General features: G+C 67.7%; 15 protein-coding genes and 5 pseudogenes. 12 read left to right on the top strand and 8 right to left on the bottom strand.

Annotation, left to right across the window (positions count from 1 at the left end; translation table 11 throughout):
• Positions 1–223 precede the first annotated feature (223 nt).
• Together OG611_RS27465 and OG611_RS40935 are read left to right on the top strand one after the other, a co-directional pair.
• Positions 224–436: a cold-shock protein gene (locus OG611_RS27465; protein ID WP_266425110.1), complete on the top strand. Its 213-nt coding sequence runs from the start codon at positions 224–226 to the stop codon at positions 434–436.
• Positions 437–446: 10 nt separating this feature from the next.
• Positions 447–704, top strand: a pseudogene (locus OG611_RS40935) (hypothetical protein); the annotation flags it as partial.
• Here the strand turns inward: OG611_RS40935 and OG611_RS27460 are convergent.
• From OG611_RS27460 to OG611_RS27450, 3 genes and pseudogenes are all read right to left on the bottom strand, one after another.
• Positions 701–1,108, bottom strand: a pseudogene (locus OG611_RS27460) (ISAzo13 family transposase); the annotation flags it as partial. The pseudogenes OG611_RS40935 and OG611_RS27460 overlap by 4 nt on opposite strands.
• Positions 1,109–1,286: 178 nt before the next feature.
• Entirely contained in the window at positions 1,287–2,717 is a 1,431-nt protein-coding gene (gene ltrA, locus OG611_RS27455; RefSeq protein ID WP_266425107.1) for a group II intron reverse transcriptase/maturase, read from the bottom strand.
• Positions 2,718–3,315: 598 nt separating this feature from the next.
• A pseudogene (locus OG611_RS27450) lies at positions 3,316–3,570 on the bottom strand (ISAzo13 family transposase); the annotation flags it as partial.
• A 251-nt stretch (positions 3,571–3,821) separates the two neighbouring features.
• Between OG611_RS27450 and OG611_RS27445 the strand changes: the two are divergent.
• Positions 3,822–4,670, top strand: a complete 849-nt coding sequence (locus OG611_RS27445; RefSeq protein WP_266425104.1) for an IS5 family transposase — start codon at positions 3,822–3,824, stop codon at positions 4,668–4,670.
• A gap of 242 nt (positions 4,671–4,912) precedes the next feature.
• Here the strand turns inward: OG611_RS27445 and OG611_RS27440 are convergent.
• Together OG611_RS27440 and OG611_RS27435 are read right to left on the bottom strand one after the other, a co-directional pair.
• Positions 4,913–5,929: pseudogene (locus OG611_RS27440) on the bottom strand (IS4 family transposase); the annotation flags it as partial.
• A 69-nt stretch (positions 5,930–5,998) separates the two neighbouring features.
• Positions 5,999–6,916: pseudogene (locus tag OG611_RS27435) on the bottom strand (ISAzo13 family transposase); the annotation flags it as partial.
• 191 nt (positions 6,917–7,107) lie between these two features.
• On the opposite strand from OG611_RS27435, the gene OG611_RS27430 reads away from it, so the two are divergent.
• From OG611_RS27430 to OG611_RS27410, 5 genes are all read left to right on the top strand, one after another.
• On the top strand, positions 7,108–7,392 hold the full coding sequence (locus OG611_RS27430; protein ID WP_266425101.1) for a hypothetical protein: 285 nt from the start codon (positions 7,108–7,110) through the stop codon (positions 7,390–7,392).
• A gap of 324 nt (positions 7,393–7,716) precedes the next feature.
• Positions 7,717–8,763: an ISAs1 family transposase gene (locus tag OG611_RS27425; protein WP_266425098.1), complete on the top strand. Its 1,047-nt coding sequence runs from the start codon at positions 7,717–7,719 to the stop codon at positions 8,761–8,763.
• Between the two features lie 131 nt (positions 8,764–8,894).
• Entirely contained in the window at positions 8,895–9,500 is a 606-nt protein-coding gene (locus OG611_RS27420; RefSeq protein ID WP_266425096.1) for a hypothetical protein, read from the top strand.
• Between the two features lie 460 nt (positions 9,501–9,960).
• Positions 9,961–10,557, top strand: coding sequence for a winged helix-turn-helix domain-containing protein (locus tag OG611_RS27415; RefSeq protein ID WP_266425093.1), 597 nt, complete (start codon positions 9,961–9,963; stop codon positions 10,555–10,557).
• On the top strand, positions 10,473–11,039 hold the full coding sequence (locus tag OG611_RS27410; protein WP_266426272.1) for a transposase: 567 nt from the start codon (positions 10,473–10,475) through the stop codon (positions 11,037–11,039). The genes OG611_RS27415 and OG611_RS27410 overlap by 85 nt, the downstream gene beginning before the upstream one ends.
• Positions 11,040–11,148: 109 nt before the next feature.
• Here the strand turns inward: OG611_RS27410 and OG611_RS27405 are convergent, their stop codons facing one another.
• Positions 11,149–11,583 (bottom strand): hypothetical protein, encoded by a 435-nt coding sequence (locus OG611_RS27405; RefSeq protein ID WP_266425091.1) that lies wholly within the window; start codon positions 11,581–11,583, stop codon positions 11,149–11,151.
• A 285-nt stretch (positions 11,584–11,868) separates the two neighbouring features.
• Entirely contained in the window at positions 11,869–12,507 is a 639-nt protein-coding gene (locus tag OG611_RS27400) for a LysE family translocator (RefSeq protein WP_266426269.1), read from the bottom strand.
• Between the two features lie 212 nt (positions 12,508–12,719).
• Between OG611_RS27400 and OG611_RS27395 the strand changes: the two genes are divergently transcribed.
• The gene (locus tag OG611_RS27395; protein ID WP_266425088.1) at positions 12,720–12,983 is read left to right on the top strand and encodes a hypothetical protein; all 264 of its coding nucleotides are present in this window, start codon (positions 12,720–12,722) and stop codon (positions 12,981–12,983) included.
• A gap of 24 nt (positions 12,984–13,007) precedes the next feature.
• Here OG611_RS27395 and OG611_RS27390 read toward each other — a convergent pair whose 3' ends face one another.
• A complete protein-coding gene (locus tag OG611_RS27390) occupies positions 13,008–13,877 on the bottom strand; it encodes an IclR family transcriptional regulator (protein ID WP_266425085.1) in 870 nt (289 codons plus the stop codon).
• Between the two features lie 42 nt (positions 13,878–13,919).
• Here OG611_RS27390 and OG611_RS27385 point away from each other — a divergent pair, with 42 nt between their 5' ends.
• Genes OG611_RS27385 through OG611_RS27375 form a run of 3 tightly spaced genes read left to right on the top strand, consistent with a single transcriptional unit; the run spans position 13,920 to position 17,936 of the window.
• Positions 13,920–15,140, top strand: coding sequence for a homoserine dehydrogenase (locus OG611_RS27385; RefSeq protein ID WP_266425083.1), 1,221 nt, complete (start codon positions 13,920–13,922; stop codon positions 15,138–15,140).
• Positions 15,133–16,560, top strand: a complete 1,428-nt coding sequence (locus tag OG611_RS27380; protein WP_266425080.1) for an aldehyde dehydrogenase family protein — start codon at positions 15,133–15,135, stop codon at positions 16,558–16,560. The genes OG611_RS27385 and OG611_RS27380 overlap by 8 nt, the downstream gene beginning before the upstream one ends.
• Complete coding sequence (locus OG611_RS27375) at positions 16,557–17,936, top strand: aspartate ammonia-lyase (protein ID WP_266425077.1); 1,380 nt, start codon at positions 16,557–16,559, stop codon at positions 17,934–17,936. The genes OG611_RS27380 and OG611_RS27375 overlap by 4 nt, the downstream gene beginning before the upstream one ends.
• The last annotated feature ends 39 nt before the right edge of the window (positions 17,937–17,975 follow it).

The following is a 17,975-nucleotide window of genomic DNA, read 5'->3' as shown; positions in this document are numbered from 1 at the left end:
CTAGCCGCAGGACGAGGGAGACCGCGGAGACGCAGCGCTCCTCCTGCCCAGCCTCCTTTGATGCTTGCTGACGCTGGCCAGCTGGTGCCGAGCTTGACCACCACGGGCCGGTCAGCAACATCCTGACGACCCGACAGCGCATCTGTCGTCTCCAGGTGCTCGGCGTGCTTGCGGGGCACTCGCAGCTGGGGTGCGTTTCACCCGCACACGATCAGGAGGAGATATGGCCGAGCGCCAGAACGGCACCGTGAAGTGGTTCAACGACGAGAAAGGCTACGGCTTCATCGCCCCGGAGTCCGGTCCTGATCTCTTCGTCCACTTCCGTGCGATCGAAAGGAATGGCTTCAAGTCCCTGAAGGAAGGCCAGGCGGTCACCTTCGAGGCGGTCCAGGGGCAGAAGGGTACGCAGGCCGACAGAGTCCAGGCCGCGAGGTAGCAGCCCGCTCGCCCGCGGCTTTCTCAGCGGGGCAGTGAAGTCCCGCGAACCCCTACACCGCCCACGGCTTCCGTCAGCACCTGGCCTGGTGGAAGCCGGAGAACTTCGACGCCAACGTCGCCATCGTTGGCAAGCTGACCGAGCTCGCCGGGAGCGAGGCGCCGCCCTCGCACAGCTGGCGCTGGCGTGGCTGGTGGCGAAGAAGGACTACATCGTCCCCATCCCCGGCTTGCGCAACCCCCACAGTGCCCTGGGGGCTGGCGATTAATTACTGATCGTTTTGGTGCCGTGCTGTCCGATGAGGTTCGCGAGGTCCTGGGCGGTGGCTGCGGTGATCGGGGCGGGCTTGATGGGGTGGCTGAGTCCTTCCAGGACCGGGGTGATCTCGTGGACCGCGTCGCCGACCGCCTCCCTGGGTGAGCCCAACAGTGCGGTCAGTGCCCTGACTTGTGTCTTCCAGCGGTGTCGGATCACGGTGGCCAGCAGCCGGTCGGACAGCGAGAGCGGGCCGCGCCGCAAGGTGCGGTGCCGGGCCCGCTTGTGGTGCAGGCTGATGGGTGGGTGGTCGAGGATGTACTGCTCGACGTCGGCCAGGAGCGCGGCGAACTCGTGTGTTTCCATGCCGCAGATCACCGGGTGGTGCAGCCAGTTCGGGGCCCGGTCCTCCGGCTGGGTCCGATCCTCGCTGCGCGGCGCCGCGACCGCGGCGGGCGGTTCGGGCCGGTGAAGTCGGCCCGAAGCGCGGTCTCGTCTTTCGATCGAGCCGTTTCTTCGGGCCGCTTCCCGCACCCGGCGTGCCACTCTCATGGCACCGGGCGCTCCACAAGTCCCGCCTTGCTGTCGATGATCCTCATGCCGTGGTCGGCCAGGGGGAAGGGATGGTCGCGCCCCGGTAGCGGTAGCGCGTGGTGCGCACCTTTCCGGGATCGAACAGCGTCCGTTCCTCCCCGACCGGCCACCAACCACCCCCGCAGTAGCGGCGGCGGAGGTCCTTCCAGGTGATCCGGCGGTGTTTGCGGCGCAGCCATTTCATGACCTGGCTCCATGTGTACGAGCTCAGGTATTGGAATGTCGCGCTGGACACGCCGGGTTGGAAGTAGGCGCACCAGCCCGGCAGCATCCGGTTGAGATGGATGAGCAGGGTGTCAAGTGGCTGGTTCGTGGCCATCCTCCGGCACGCCGTCTTGACCTTGGCCATCACAGCCGCGAGGGCTTTGCGTGCGGGGTAGGTGTAGACGTAGTACCGGCTGGTTCCTCGTTTGCGGTGGCGCTGGATGTGCCACCCGAGGAAGTCCAGTCCCTCATCGATGCGGGTGATCAGGGTCTTCTCCGGGGACAGGCGCAGGCCCATCGTGGACAAGACCCCAGCGATCTCATCGCGCAGGGCTTCGGCGTCGCCTTCGGTGCCGTGGACCATCAGACACCAGTCGTCCGCGTACCGCGACAAACGGTAGTTGGGAAGACCTTGACGGCGACGCTGTTCCCGCCCGAGCTTGCTGCTTCCGGGTCCTCCCGGACCCTGGGCGACGTACTCGTCCAGGACGGAGAGGGCCACGTTGCTGAGCAACGGCGACAAGATCGAACCCTGTGGGGTTCCGGCGCTGGTTTCCCGCAGCACGCGATCCTCACCGAGGATGCCCGCCTTGAGGAACGCCTTCACCAGGTCAAGAACGCGTTTGTCCCCGATCCGAAGCCGCACCCGGTCCAGCAGGGCCGGATGCGAAATCTCGTCGAAGCAGGCTTTGATGTCACCCTCCACGATCCACTCATACCCGTGGGACGTGAAGTGGCGGACCTCGGCCACCGCGTCGTGAGCCCGGCGGTTCGGACGGAACCCGTAGGAGCACGGGAGGAATTCCGCCTCGAAAATCGGCTCCAGCACCAGCTTCAAGGACGCCTGCACCACCCGGTCGGTGATCGTCGCGATCCCCAGGCGACGCAACTTGCCGCCCGTCTTGGGGATCATCCGCTCCCGCACCGGCAGCGGACGGAAACTACGGTCCTTGATCGAGCCTCGTAGTGCGTCGAGGAACTCCTCAACGCCCGTCCTCGCCGCGATGGACGCCGCCGTGCGGCCGTCCACCCCGGCGGTCTTGGCACCCTTGTTACCCCGCACCCGATCCCACGCGACAAGCAAGAACGCGGGATCGGCACAGAGGTTGAAGAGGTCATCGAACCTGCGATGAGGATCATCACGGGCCCAACGGTGCAGCTTGGCCTGGATCTCCAGTACCCGGCGCTCCGCCTCATACGTGGCGTGCTCCAGTTCGTCGGTAATCACCGATGACCTCCCGGTATTCCAGTTCCTCGACTGCTGATTTGCTGGCCCCCTTCGCCATGTGCGCGCCATTAACGCGCTCGGACTACTACGGGGCCTCCGCCACGTTCTGACGTCGTCAGCCGACGACGGGCCTTGCCCTCCGCCTGACTGGCTGCCAGACGGGAAGGGCGACATCAGAACGCTTCCCACGTTCACCACCAACCGGTCGACGAGCGAGCCGCCCAGCTCTACCCCGACAGCATCGCCACGCCTACGCCGCAGGCTTTCAACGTGGCCTCCCCACCGACACCCTAAATTCGGCTTCGGAGTCGCCACCCGGAGGTGGCGTGCGCTGCACCCGGCCCATATCCTCCAGATTGGAGCCGGAGGAACTCTTACGGGGCGTCAGACACTGGTTCCTCTCGTACGGCGTCTCGTCTTGCTTGCCGGACCCGCGTCGTCTGGAAGTGCCGACGCGTCCCGTCGTTGTCAGGGCTGCTCTCACCTCCGCGTGCATCTCCACGCATCGGCTGCCCTCAGCTTCACCAGCCTGCTGCGACAGGCCGGCGGTAGGGGTCTTTCACCCCTACCCGGTATCAAGTGGCGCCTCGTGGCGCACCAGGGTGTAGTTCCACTTCCCGTGCCACTCGTGCTCGGTCAGCGGCAAGGAGTCCATCACCGCGTCGGGCACGGTCAGGCCGGTGGGGTAGGAGCCGGGGTCGAACTCGGCATGGATCGCAAGTCCGGTGCGCGTCGTGGTGGCGCCGATGGTGTTGACCACGATTTCATGGCTGGTCAGCGGCCTTCCTCGCCAGTTGATGCTGATCTGAGAGAACAGTCTGTGTTCTATTTTGTTCCATTTCGACGTCCCCGGCCAATGCCGTTGCTTGACTACTGAACTATCGCGGGGTGCAGCGTGATGACTTTGGCTGTGACCCGTCGTGTCGGCCGCCGGTCGCGGGTGTTGATCCGGTAGGAGAGCTTCGAGGAGTACTTCGAGTCCGGGCGCTTCAGAGGGTGTTCGGTAGGGGGATCCCCCTATCTGTCCGGTCCGCGGTGTGGCGAGATGGACTTGTTTCCATGATCTCGTAGCGCGACGTCGGGGTCATCGGTTTTGATCATCTTGTGACTGAGCGACGTGCCTACCCCTCGGATCTCAAGGATGATCAGTGGGAGTTGATCGAGCCCCTTTTGCTGGAGTGGCGGGCCGCGCGGGCCGAAGGGCGGGAGCCCACCACCGATCTGCGCGAGGTGGTCAACGCGATCCTCTACGTTGCCCGGACGGGGGTGGCCTGGCGCTACCTGCCCCATGACTTCCCGCCGCACACCACGGTCTACGGCTACTTCAGGGCGTGGGAAGCGGACGGCACCGCCGAGGAGGTCCACGACACCCTGCGTGACCAGTTACGCAGGAAGAAGGGGCGCCGGATACTGCCGACCGCCGCGGTGATCGATGCCCAGACGGTGAAGGCGTCACCGAATGCGCCGGAGAGCACGCAAGGGTACGACGGTGGCAAACGGATCAAGGGCCGCAAGCGGCATATCGCCACCGACACACTCGGGTTGCTGCTGGTTCTCATCGTCACGGCCGCCGGCGTGCAGGACACCAACGGCGGCAAACTCGTTGCCGACGCCCTGGCCGCGAAGTTGCCCACGGTGACGAAGGCGTGGGTGGACGCTGGGTACAAGTCCAAGATGATCACGCACGCGGCCGCCCTGGGCATCGAGGTGGAAGTCGTGGCGCGTGATGCGGAACAGAAAGGCTTTGTGGTCCAGAAGGTCCGCTGGCGTGTAGAGCAGACTTTCGGGATCATGAGCCGCTACCGGCGTCTGCACCGTGACTACGAGGCGCTGCCGGAGCGGTCCCGGTCGATGATCCACTGGGCCATGGTCAATTCCATGGCCAGCAGGTTGACCGCGAGCCCGAGCCAAATCGGGCAATACCTCCGCCCGAAACCGCCCGCGGCAGCCTGAAAAGGTACCGAACACCCTCTCAGATGCCGGTCCGCCTCCCGCAGGCGCCTGGCGCCGTTGTCGAGCTTCCGGTGAACCTTCGCCGCCAGCACCACCAAGAACTCTTTGATCTTCGTGGGCGTGTCCGTGCACTGGCGGACCACGCTGCGCCGTGCGTGCTTGAGGACCTTGACGAAGGAGACCCGGTCCGGATCGATCCTGTTGTCGTCGGCCAGAGCGATGATGATCTGGGTGAGGCAGTGGTGTACGACCAGATGTGCCCAGACCTCCTGGCGCACCAGATCCGGGTCGCCTGAACGCAGGACCTCGGCCGGCCCACGCTGGAAGGTCTTGATCTGCCGGAATGCCGACTCCGCCTCCCACCTCGAGTGGTAGATCCCCGCCAACTCCGCCGCCGGATAAGCAATCGGGTCCACCAGATCGGTCAACAGCCTGACCACCTCGCCGCTGTCGACGCGGTACTCGATCACGCGGACCAGCACTCCGCCGGGATGCGCGCCTTTCTGCCCGGCCAGGTTCATCCTTGCCAGGTAGGTCCCGTCGGGCAGGTGCTCGACCGGGCGAGCCGCGACGCTCGAGCGCGCCCGGATCAACAGATGGGCCCCGGCCCCGGTGTATGCCTTCCATAACGCAACCCCGGGAAAGCCCCGGTCCATGATGACCAGCATCCCGGCGGCTGAGTCGGCCATTTTGATCGCCAGCTCCGGCTCGCCGCCGTTGAACCCGCCCACCGCCGCGTCGATCTGCGCATGCGTGCCGCACTCGGTCAGCGTCACGACCCGCGCCTGCGGGAAACCCGCGGGCTGGCCGTTCTTGACCGGCCCGCCGAACGCGGCCCGATTGGCCGTCGTATCCGGCACGTCCAGCACGAACCCGTCCACTGCGGCCAGCCGCATCCCGCGATAGAAGGCGCTCTTCAAACCGACGGGAGCCAGCGGGCCAGCCAGCTCGCGGAACAACGTCTCCAAGACCCGCGGTCCCAGACGCCTGCGCGCCCGCGTGAACGAAGACTTGTTGGGAATGCTCTCGCTCAACTCCGGGTCGCTGCCGACCAGTTGCTCCGCCACGTCGTCATAGGAGTCCTGCTGGAACAGAGCCAGGGCGAGCGTGAAGTAGACCATGAACCCGGCCGGCAGGGCGCCGGATTTCTTATCGCGGACCCCGCATTTCTCCAGCACTCCACCGACGAGCTCCGGCGTCACCCAACGGGTCACTACCCCCAGTCGCACATGATCGGATATCCCCACCCACGGATGCATGCCGGGTCCAACGACCCCGTGCCCTCAACGTCACCTCGAACTACTTGCCCTGCTCAAGCAACGGCATTGCGTCCCCGGCGGGAAGTGACAGATCGTCATCTCCAGTCCGGTCTCGTGGGCGAAATCGGCGAGTTGACTCTTCCAGGCACGGACGCGGTAGCCGTTGGAGCCCCCGGCGTCAGCGGTGATCAGCAGGCGGGATGCCGCGGGGTAGCGGCGTTGCCCCTCGCCGTCCCACCAGCGGCGCAAGGTGGCCACCGCGAAGGCGGAGGTGTCCCCGTCGCAGCCCACCGACACCCAGCCCGCGTCCGCGCCGATGTCGTAGATACCGTACGGCACCGCCTTCTGGGCGCCCTTCTCCGGGAAGTCGTGCGCGCGGACCTCGACCGGCTGTCCGGCACGGTGCCACTCGCTTCCGATGACCGCGTAGTTACCCAGGGTCTCCTTCTTCTTGGCATCCACACTGATGACCGGTTGCCCGTCGGCGAGATACGCCTTGACCTGGTCGTTGATGTAGTGGAACTGGGCGTCCCTGTCCGGGTGGCGGGCCCCCTCGGTGGTCCGCGAGGTGCCCTGCAGCGAGAAGCCCTCCGCCTTCAACAGCGCGGCCACCGTGTCCGGACCGATCCGGTGCCCCTGGCGCGTCAGCTCCGCCGCCAGGTTCCGGGTGGACTTCACCGTCCAGAGCAGCGGAGACTCCGGATCACCACGCTGATCCGGCTCAACCAGCGCCAACAGCGCGGGCACCAACTCGGGATCAGCCTCCCGTAAAGACTTCCGACCCGCACCCGGCGCCCGGACCCGACCCTCGGGCTCCTCCCCACGCTCCAGCTCCCGCTTCCCGCGCGACACCGTGGACTCCGCCACCCCGGCCGCACCGGCCACCGTACGGATCCCGCCATGGCCCAGGACACGGGACGCGGCCCCCAGCACCAGGCGCTGCTGCCGCTCATCCAGATGCGGCAGCAGCAGACCGAACACATCCACCAGCCCCGCCTTGATCCCCTCCGACACACCCGCACCCTACCGGCCAACAGCCCACCCAAACCGATGAGTTATTGATCGCCGGCTCCCAGGGCCTCGGCGAAGTCGCGTGATGTCCGGTTTGTGATCGTGGGGGCCCAGGAGGTGAGGGGTGTCGAACGTCCACGAACTTGAGTGCTGGTAGCTTCGCGCCCGTGATCGTGTATCCGCTGTGGCATGTCGGCCACCAGAACGAAGCTGGCGACGACGGCTCGACAGTGCACGTCGATGAGAGTGGCGTGTTCTGCGACGAGTCGGACGGCGATGACGTAAAGCTGCTCGGTATCTACTCAACCCTTGAACGGGTTGAAGAGCGTGTGCGTCAGGCTCTACTGCTACCGGGCTTCCGTGATGAACCGGAGTGCTTCTACTTCGACCCCTGCGAGCTCGATGAGGATGATTGGACCGAGGGCTTCGTTCGAGTTCCGCCGGGCGAGTAAATCCGTGGGCAGAGCCTTGATGGGCTGCCGTTCCGTGGTCACAAGCCCCAGGGCTTCGGCGTGGGGCTTCAGTGTTGTCGGATGACGCCCGCTTCCTGACGGATGACCAGATTGGGCGGGGTCGGGTGGAGAACAGGCACGGACGCCCGCGATCATGGAGTTCTCTACGCTCTGTGATCATGGGAAGTCCGTGCCTGCCGACGTATCATCTCTGATCCCCCTGCCCTGGACCAACTGGGCCCTCGTCCGGGAGCCACCCCCAAGGAGATCCCCGACCTGCTGGAGTGCCTCGCCCAGGTCCCCGACCCGCGTGATCCCCGCGGAGTGCGCCACCCGCTCGCCGCGGTGCTGGCCTTGACCGCCTGCGCGGTCCTCGCCGGTGCGAGGTCGCTGCTGGCGGTGAGTGAATGGGTGGCCGAGGCCCCCGAAGAACTCCTCGAGCGGCTGGGTATCCGCGTCGACCCACTCTTCCCGAAACGCTCCTGGCCTTCGGAGACAACGATCCGCAGAGTCCTGGCCAGGATCGACGCAAACGCCCTGGACCGGGCGGTCGGGACCTGGCTTGCCGACCGACAGCAGGACGCGGGCGGGTTACGGGCACTGGCCGTCGACGGGAAGTCGCTGCGGGGCGCCGCCCGCGCCAAGGGCCGGAGAATCCACCTCCTGGCCGCCTGCGACCACGTCGGCGGGCTGGCCCTCGCACAGATGGACGTCGGTGAGAAGACCAACGAGATCACTCGTTTCCGACCCCTGCTGGACACGCTGCCCGACCTGTCCGGCACCGTCGTGACCAGCGATGCCCTGCACACTCAAACCGACCACGCCACCTATCTGCGGGGGCGGAACGCCCATTACATCGTGATCGTGAAGCGCAACACGAAGAAACTCCGCACGCAGCTCAAGTCCCTTCCCTGGCAACAGATCCCGCTCCAGGACCACACCCGCACGACCGGGCACGGACGCTGTGAGATCCGCAGGCTGAAGGTCTGCACGGTCAACAACCTGATCTTCCCCGGCGCCCGCCAGGCCGTCCAGATCGTCCGCCGCCGCGTGAATCGCACGACGGGGAAGATCAGCCTCAAGACCGTCTACGCGGTCACCAGCCTCGCCGCGGAACAGGCCCCGCCAGCCCGGCTCGCCCAACTGATCCGCGGGCACTGGACGGTCGAGGCCCTGCACCACGTCAGAGACGTCACCTTCGCCGAGGACGCCTCCCAACTACGGACCGGGAACGCACCCCAGGCGATGGCGACCTACAGAAACCTCGCGATCGGAGCCCTCCGCCTCGCCGGCGTTCGCAACATCGCCGCCGGCCTCCGCCGGACAGCCAGGGACCAAACCCGCACCCTCACCCATCTCGGCCTCACATGACCAAAAAGGACGAGGTCCGACTACGCCGAAGCCTTGCCACAGTGCCGCCCAGAACATTGCCGCGGCCGACCTCATGCCGACGGGACGCGGGGCTTCAGGGGGCCAACGGCGGTGTCTCGTATGCTCGGCCCATGCGAGAGCCTCATCCGGTCGAGCTGTCCGGGACGTTTGTCACCAGGCGCGATGACCATTGGCGCGATGATCGTTGGTACGGGCGGTTCCGGTTGCGTTTTCCTCAAGTGTCGCCGTGGCCCGACCTGTACGCGACGTTTGTTCGAGTACGTCCGGGGTGGCGGTCTTTGGTCGAGGAGACGCTCTCGGTGGTGGCCACCGAGGTGCCCAGGCAGAAAACCTGGCCGGTCCATCTGCTCAACCAGAAGGTCCACGGGATCGGATGGGAATTCGACCTGGGGCCACGGGAGGCTGACTACCTCTGCCTGGAGCAGCTGTCGGACATCTGCTACATCGACATGCGCAACCTTCACCAGCTCATCGACCTCCTGGCACCGGCCATGGAGGACGCGCACTTCTTCGTCTACTCGATGGGCGACGGCCTCGACCAGTGGGTTGACGAGGTGCGCATCCGTGACGGGCGGAGCAGCTTTGCGCGGTGGGCCCTCGCAGGGGAGGCGTGGGCCGAGTTCCCTGTGCTGTGCGCGGAGCTCGCCGGCAGTCGCGCCGGGGACGATACCTTTGGTCGGTTCGTCGCGTTGATGAGCGATCGGCGAGTCGTTTGATCGGCAGGCGCGAGGCGGCCGTGGGCCGGAGGTGCGGATCTCCAGCCGTGCCAGGCAGAGCTCGGCCGGGCGGTGCGTTCATGCCGCTCTACCTTGCTTCTGGGATCGCCCCAGCCATTGCTGCCAAGTTGTTGTATGTCGCTGCCTGATGGCGCGTTGGGGCATGGTGGGCTTGCGGTCCGGGCCTGTGGTCAGGCCGTGGTGGGCCGACTGGCAGCTTGGGTGATCGACGCGATCCACGTGAAGCTCCGGGACCTGTCGACGATCTCGTGATGCGGACGCTTCAGGGGGCGCGTCAGTCGTTCGCGATCACGTATCGCGTGCCCTCGTGATGTGCTCTTGGAGCTGTCTCCGTACCTGTCCGCATTGTTGATCGAGGAGGTTACTGACTTCGGCTCGTTGGGGTGAACTTTCTCGAAGTCCCTGAGGGGCCCGGTGTGGTGGCTGTATTCGGTGGTGGATGAGGTATACGGATGGGGGCGGGCTGACTGCTGCGGGTCGGCTGCGCCGGGAGTCGGTACGACTGCAGGCGGCTGAGCTGTTCGAGCACGGCATCAAGCCGCTGGAGGTGGCACAGCGTCTACGGGTGAGCCGGAAGTCGGCCTACCAGTGGCACCAGTTGTGGCGGGAGGGTGGTGTGCGGGCTCTGGCTTCCCGTGGCCCGAGCGGATCGCGGTGCCGTCTGTCCGAGCGCTGTCTGGAGAAGCTGGCCGCGTATCTGGAGCAGGGCCCGGCCGCGCACGGCTGGGTGGAGGACCAGGTGTGGACCGCGGCAAGGGTCGCCACGCTGATCGGCAGGAAGTTCCACGTCTCCTACAGCGCCTCCGGCGCGACGAGGCTGATGCACCGGCTCGGCTTCAGCCCGCAGGTCCCCGCGCGGCGGGTTGCCGAGCGCGACGAGCAGGCCGTCACCGTCTGGAAGGAGGCGGCCTGGGCGGAGGTAAGAGAGCCCGGGCGGCCTGCGGGGGCTACATCTGCTTCGAGGACGAGGCAGGCTTCACCCGCAGGCCGCCCAGGGGACGCACCTGGGGCCGACGCGGCCGCACACCGCAGGTGACGGTGAGCGGGCGACGCTCGGGACGGCTGTCGGTGGCCGGACTGCTTGCCATGCGGCCCGGCTCCCGCACCCGTCTGTGCCACCGCCTGCGTACCCACCCCGCCGGCAGAGGCAAGCGCCGCAGCATGAGCGAGCGCGACTTCATCGCACTGATCGACGGTGTCCACCAACTCGTCAAAGCGCCGATCGTGCTGGTCTGGGACCGCCTGAACACCCACGTCTCCCACGCCATGCGTGAGCTGATCGCCGAGCGTGCATGGCTGACGGTGTTCCTGCTGCCCGCCTACTCGCCCGACCTCAACCCCGCCGAGTGGGTATGGGCACACGTCAAACGCAGCCTGGCCAACCTCGCCGTCGTCGCCCTCGACCGCCTGGAAACGCTCGTCCGCAACCGGCTCAAACGCCTCCAGTACCGGCCCGACACGCTCGACGGCTTCATAGCGGGCACCGGCCTAACCCTCGACAAACCAGCGTCACCTTGACGATCCGAAGTCAGTAAGAGACATCCGGGCAAGGTCATGCTCAGAACGCGGGTGCGGGCGGCGGCTGCGGCCTGCCGATGCGGCCAGAGTTCGCGACTCGGCATAGCCGTTACACCCCTTTGCTGCGAAGGGTGTTGATGCAAAACGATGCCGCCTCTTTCACGGCGGTGGTCTCCTCCCCGATCCACATCCGGCCGCCCCCTTGCCGGATCGAGTTGAAGGGGCGGCCGAGCGCGGCCAGCACACCGGCAGCGACCACCCGCAGTTCCTCGATCCCGAGGGTGGCGGGCAGCGCCAGCAGCGCCCAAGAACGATCGCTGCGGTCCGGCCGCCTGGCCAGCGCCGACAGCAGCATCTGCGCGCCGCCACCGGTGAGCACGGTGCGGGCGGCAGCCACGTTCTGCGCACTCCACCGGCGCCCTCCATCTGCATCGTGCAGGCCGCGGCCAGCGCGGCCGAGGCACTCCCCTGCCTGTACCGGGGCCATGGCCACGCCCACGGCGCTCCCGATGCCCTTGCCCTCGGCGGAGTGCAGCGCGTCCACGTACCCGCGCTGCGCCCAGCGCCGAGCAGCACGGGCAAGGATCTGTGCCTGGGTCCGGCCCCGCCCGTCCCTGCCAGGAACTGCCGACGGAGGCGCTTCGGCAGGCTCCGGTAAGGCAGCAACTCCACCAATTCGGCAGGCAGGGCCGGCGACCTCGTCCACGGCCGGAATCGCGATGCCGACTACAGATCGATTAACAGATGAAGGCCCACACCACCCGCGCACGGCAGCGAGCACGCGCTCGTTCTGAGAGCTAGTTCCAGCCCTGTGACCGGCCGAAACGGATCAGTCCTTGCGCCCCGTCGCAGCGACGGTGACTCCCAGGCCGATCATGGCAAACCCGCCGATCCCGCCCACCAAAGAAAGCCGCTGCGGCGAGCGCGCGAACCAGTCCCGGGCAGTGGCCGCGACCATCCCCCACGCCATGTCGGACGCCACAGCGATGATGTTGAAGACCAGGCCCAACAGCAGCATCTGCACCGCGACATGCCCCTGACTGCGGTCAACGAACTGCGGCAACACAGCGGCGAAGAACACGATCGTCTTCGGATTGGTCACCCCGACCGCGAACCCCTCCCAAAACGTCCACAGACCACCCTGCGCGACTCCCACCCCAGTGACCGTCGGCTGCAACGACCCGCGCTCGCGCCATGCCTTGACGCCGAGGAACACCAAGTAGGCGGCACCCACCAGCTTGAGCACCGTGAAGACAAGAACCGAGCGTTCCACCACCGCCCCGACCCCGAATGCCACAGCCACGATCAGCATGTAGGCGCCGACCGTGTTCCCCACAACCGTGGTCAGCGCGGCACGGCGCCCCTGCGCCAACGCCCGCCCGATCACGAACAGCACACTGGGACCGGGAATCATGATCAGCAAAAACGACATGGCCGCGAAAGTAAGTATACGGTCAGTAGACACCATGAAGCTCATGCAAGCACGGGGAGGCACCGCCCATCCAGCCCATTTCCCATCCCAGTCCGAGCACCGGAGGCTGGAACGCGGTACACGCCGGCTGACCTGGTGGTGAGAGCACGCATCATTGCTCCGAGCTGGGACGGTCTGCGGTAGCCGGGATCGCGACGGAGCTGGGCTGTCATGCAAAGACGGTGCGGTGGTGGCTGCACCGTTTCAACATGCTGGCTGTGGAGGGGGCGGAAGACCGGCCGGGAGCCGTCAGTCCGCGCCGGATCACCAAGGCGGAACTGTCGAGGATCATCGGGCTGGCCAAGCAGGCCCCGCAGGGGCGTCTGACCAGGCGTGAGGAAGGTGAACTGGCCGCGGAGGATGAATCGGGGGCACCGGGGGCACTGACGAACTGCAACCGACGTGGTTCCGGCCGATCGCGGGCGGGGCACGGCGGCGAGAATGAGAACCGGCCAGGAGTGGGCGGACTTTGACAGGCCGTTGCTACGCGGGCCTGGTCAGGACAGGTTCCCCAACTCGGCCGCCGCTGCCGTCAGATCGGTGCGGACCAGTTCCTCGTCCGGGGCGAGGTCGTTCTGCCGCCCCAGGACGGCGACGGCGGCGAAGACCCGGCCCCGGGCGTCGCGCACGGGCGCGGCGTACTCGGTGATGCCGTGCTCGAACTCCCCGTGCGCGGCGACCAGACCTCCGGGCGCGTCGCGTACGTTGGCCCGGGCGACCTCGGCGGCCGAGTGGGCGGCGTTGGGGCCGCCGACTCCGATCAGTTCGTAACCCGCCAGCAGCATGGCGATCTCCTCCTCGGTGTGGTCCCACAACAGTGCGCGGCCCGCGCCCGTACACCAGCAGGGGGTCACCAGCGTCGCCCTGGTCAGCCACTGGTCGGCCATGGCGGGCGAGGGCTCGACACGCAGCAGACGTACGAGGACACCGTCCCGGACGGACAGCCGGGCGCTGGCCCCGTGCCGGATCGCGAGGCGGCGCAGAATTGCCCGGCTGCTGTGCAGCAGACCGGGGTTGAGGGAGGCCGCCAGGGCGAAGAACTCGTGGGCGGCGCGCAGAGTGGAGTCCTCGCGGCGTTCGAGGAAGCCCTTGTCGCACAGCTCCTGCGTCATCCGTGAGGCCTTGCTGCGCTCCAGGCCCATCTCGTCGGCGAGCCTGCTGACGTTGAACCCGGTGCGCCCGGACCGCTCCCGGTTGACTACGGCGTCGACGAGGCGCAGTCCGGTGCGCAGCGACGAGGCCGTTGAGTTCCCGGAGTCGCTCCTGCCCGGCCGGCTGCTCCCGGACGGCCCAGATCCTCCGGGACCGGGCCGGTCACCGCCCTGCTGGGACCGCTCGGATCGCTTGTCGGGGCCGAATGCTGTCACGTCGGCACTATAGCGATCCGCTCGTCGCAGGAGCGGATCGTCATGAGCCTCGGCCGCATCGGCACGGTCTGGATGACCGCCCCGGGCGCAACGCTGTTCAGCACGCACAGGGTCCACGTGAAGGAGAACCAGATGACCCGATACGACCTCGCCCTCATCGGATTCGGCGGTGTCAACCGCGCGCTCGCCGAATTGATCACCGAGCGGGGCGACGCACTTGCCGCCGAACTGGGGTTCGGTCTGCGCGTGGTGGCCATCACCGATCTGCGTGCCGGTTCGCTGGTGCGCGCCGACGGCATCGAACTGGCTCCGCTGCTCGCGGCCACGCCCAGCGAACTGGACTTCTCCCGCATGGCGGGCGGCAGCCCTGATCCCCGCAACGAGTGGGTGATCCGGGAGGTCCCGGCCGACATCGTCGCCGAGGCGACCTTCACCAATCCCGAGGACGGCCAGCCCGCGCTGTCGCACGTGCGATGGGCGCTGGAGGCCGGGAAGCACGTCTGTACCACCAATAAGGGCCCTGTGGCACTGCACGGGCGCGAGCTGAAGGAACTGGCCCGGCGTCATGACGTCGCCTTCGAGTGCGAGGGATCAGTGCTCAGTGGCACGCCCGTGCTGCGCACGGCGCGGCGGATGTTCGGGGGGCTGCGGGTGTCGGCCGTCGAGGGCGTCATGAACGGCACGTCCAACTACGTCCTCGGCCGGCTGGAGAGCGGCATGGACTTCGCCGACGCGGTGGCCGAGGCGCAGGCGTTGGGATATGCGGAGGCCGACCCCACCGCCGACGTGGAGGGGCATGACGTCCAGCTGAAGGTCATGATCCTGGCCGGTGAGGTGCTGGGCACGGAACTGAAGCGCGCCGACGTGCCCTGCGAAGGCATCTCCGGCATCACCGCCGAGGACATACGGGCAGCCGCGGCCGAAGGACTGCGCTGGAAACTGGTCGGATCGGCGACCCGGCGCCCCGACGGCACCGTGGATGCGCGCGTCGCCCCCGTGGCGCTGCCGGACAGCCACCCGCTGGCCGGGGTCTCAGGACCGGTGAACGCGGTGGCCTTCCACACCGACCTGCTGGGAACCGTCACGGTCTCCGGGCCCGGCGCGGGGCGCACGGAGACCGCGTACGCGCTGCTGTCGGACATCATCAGCATCCATGAGAGCCGCAACGACCGCGGCACCGGAACCCAGGGGGCCACCGGCGGGGCACGCGCCGGCGCGCCGGTGGACAGTGCACGTGAGCTGGAGGAGACGAACCGTGTCTGAGACCGTGATCAACACCGCGCTGCACCTCGGCGACGACATGGCGCCTGTGCGCAACCCCTACACCGGCGAGACGATCGGCTCGGTCTGTGCCGTCGCTGCGGACGCCCTGGAAGCCGTGATGCTGCGGGCCCGTGACGGCCGCACCACCGCGCGGGCCATGTCGCGGGCTGCCCGGGCCAAGGTCCTCGACGGCGCGGCCCGGCTGGTGGAGGAACGCGCCGAGTCTTTCGCCCGGCTGATCGTGAGTGAGGCGGGGAAGACCCTCGTCCAGGCCCGCAAGGAGACCGCCCGCGCGGTCAATACCCTGCGTCTGTCGGCCGCCGAGGCCCGCCGCAACGCCGGTGAGGTGGTGCCCTTCGACGCGTACGAGGGCTCCGAGGACCGTCAGGGGTGGTTCACCCGGGAGCCGCTGGGGATCATCGCCGCCATCACCCCGTACAACGACCCGCTGAACCTGGTCGCTCACAAGCTGGGGCCAGCCGTCGCGGGCGGCAACGCGGTGGTACTCAAACCGTCCGCGCTGACCCCGCTGTCGGCGCTGCGCCTGGTGGACACGCTGGTCGAGGCCGGTCTGCCCGAGGAGGTCGTGACCGTCGTCAACGGCGGGCCCGAGCTGGGTGCGGCCCTTGTTGCTTCGCGCGACGTGCGGATGGTGTCCTTCACCGGAGGTTTCCGCACCGGTGAGGCGATCGCCCGCTCGGCGGGACTGAAGAAACTCGCGATGGATCTCGGCGGCAACGCGCCCGTGATCGTCATGGAGGACGCGGACCTGGACGCCGCCGTGGAGGGCTGTGTGTCCGGTGCCTTCTGGGCGGCCGGCCAGAACTGTATCGGCGTCCAGCGGGTCCTTGTCGCCCGCCAGGTGTATGCGGCCTTCCGGGACGCCTTCGTCGCGCGAACACTGCGGCTGAGGGCGGGCGACCCGACGGACGAGCGTACGGACGTAGGGCCAATGATCACAGTCGGCTCGGCGGCCGCTGCCAAGGCCCTTGTCGACGCGGCGCTCGAACAGGGGGCGACTCTGCTGTGCGGCAATCGGCTCGATGGCAGTGTCTATGCCCCGACGGTCCTGGAGGACGTCCCGGGCACGGCTGCGGTGTGGCAGGACGAGGCGTTCGCGCCGGTCGTCGTCCTCCAGCCCTTCGACTCGTTCGGGGAGGCCGTCGAGCGGGCCAACGAGATCGAGTTCAGCCTGCACGCCGGTATCTTCACCACCCGGCTGGACCGAGCCCTGGCGGCTGCCAGGCGGCTGGACGCCGGAGGCGTCATGGTCAACGACTCCTCCGACTACCGCTTCGACGCGATGCCGTTCGGCGGCTTCAAGTACGGCAGCATGGGCCGTGAGGGGGTGCGGTTCGCCTACGAGGAGATGACCCAGCCCAAGGTCGTCTGCTTCAACGGGACGGGCGACGGCCGGTGAGCGGCTTCCGCATCGAATCCGACTCGTTGGGCGAGGTGGAGATCCCCCAGGCGGCGTACTGGGGCGTGCACACCGCCCGCGCTCTGGAGAACTTCCGGATCAGCGGTGTCTCCGCGGCCTCCCATCCGCACCTGGTGCGGGCCATGGCCGCCGTGAAACACGCGGCGGCCATGGCCAATGAGGAGGTCGGTGCTCTGGAGCCTCGCAAGGCACAGGCCATCGCCGAGGCGTGCGCCGAAATCGAACGGGGTCGATACCACGAGGAGTTCGTCGTGGACGTCGTCCAGGGCGGTGCCGGCACCAGCACCAACATGAACGCCAACGAGGTCATCGCCAACCTCGCCCTGGAACGCCTGGGTTGCGCCCGTGGACGGTACGACGTCCTCCACCCGCTCGACGATGTCAACCGATGCCAGTCGACCAACGATGTCTACCCGACAGCCCTGAAGATCGCCGTGAGCGCGGCTCTCGCCGACCTCTCCGTTGAACTCGGCCTGCTGTCCGAGGCATTCAAGGCCAAGGGCAGGGAGTTCCGGCATGTCGTGAAGGTGGGCCGCACCCAGTTGCAGGACGCGGTCCCGATGACACTCGGCCAGGAGTTCGCCGCGTTCGGCGTCACTCTGGCCGAGGACACCGCCCGCATCGCCGAAACGCTTCCGCTGCTCGCCGAGACCAACCTCGGCGCCACCGCAGTCGGCACCGGCGTCACCGCGGCAACCGGATACGCCCAGGCCGCTGTCCGGCATCTGCGGGCACTGACCGGGCTGGACCTGAAGGAGGCGTCCGACCTCGTCGAAGCAACCTCCGACACCGGTGTGTTCCTCCAGGCGTCCGGGGTCCTCAAACGCACGGCAGTGAAGCTGTCGAAGATCTGCAGCGATCTGCGGCTGCTGTCCAGCGGCCCGCAGTCCGGCCTCGGAGAGATCAACCTGCCGCCGCGCCAGGCCGGCTCCTCGATCATGCCGGGCAAGGTCAACCCGGTGATCCCGGAACTTGTCAACCAGATCGCCTTCGCCACGGCCGGGGCCGATGTGGCGATCACCATGGCCGCCGACAACGGGCAGTTGCAGCTCAACGCCTTCGAGCCGCTCATCGGCCACCTGCTCCTCCAGCACATCGCGTGGCTGACTCGCGGCTGCGCCACTCTGCGCACCCTGTGCGTGGTCGGGATCACAGCCAACGAGGAGCGACTGGCGCGGCACGCCGCAGGGTCTGTCGGGGTGGTGACGGCGCTGATACCCCGCATCGGGTACGCGGCAGCGGCCGAGGCCGCCCGGCAGGCACTGGCCACTGGTGCCGACGTGCTGGACGTCGTCGTCGACAGCGGACTGCTCGACCGTGACAGCGCCGAGCAATTGCTCCGGGCGGGCGCCTGACGGGACGCCCGCAGCCCCTGGGGCATGGGACGCGGCCGG

Source organism: Streptomyces sp. NBC_01363, assembly GCF_026340595.1.
In the GTDB taxonomy this organism is placed as follows: Bacteria; Actinomycetota; Actinomycetes; order Streptomycetales; family Streptomycetaceae; genus Streptomyces.
This window is presented reverse-complemented; position numbering and strand designations above follow the sequence as displayed.

Excerpts from the sequence above, each read along its gene's own strand:
- OG611_RS27400 (WP_266426269.1), bottom strand. The coding sequence starts at position 12,507 with ATGGTGTCTACTGACCGTATACTTACTTTCGCGGCCATGTCGTTTTTG.
- OG611_RS27385 (WP_266425083.1), top strand. The coding sequence starts at position 13,920 with ATGAGCCTCGGCCGCATCGGCACGGTCTGGATGACCGCCCCGGGCGCA.
- OG611_RS27395 (WP_266425088.1), top strand. The coding sequence starts at position 12,720 with ATGCTGGCTGTGGAGGGGGCGGAAGACCGGCCGGGAGCCGTCAGTCCG.
- OG611_RS27465 (WP_266425110.1), top strand. The coding sequence starts at position 224 with ATGGCCGAGCGCCAGAACGGCACCGTGAAGTGGTTCAACGACGAGAAA.
- OG611_RS27415 (WP_266425093.1), top strand. The coding sequence starts at position 9,961 with ATGAGGTATACGGATGGGGGCGGGCTGACTGCTGCGGGTCGGCTGCGC.
- OG611_RS27420 (WP_266425096.1), top strand. The coding sequence starts at position 8,895 with ATGCGAGAGCCTCATCCGGTCGAGCTGTCCGGGACGTTTGTCACCAGG.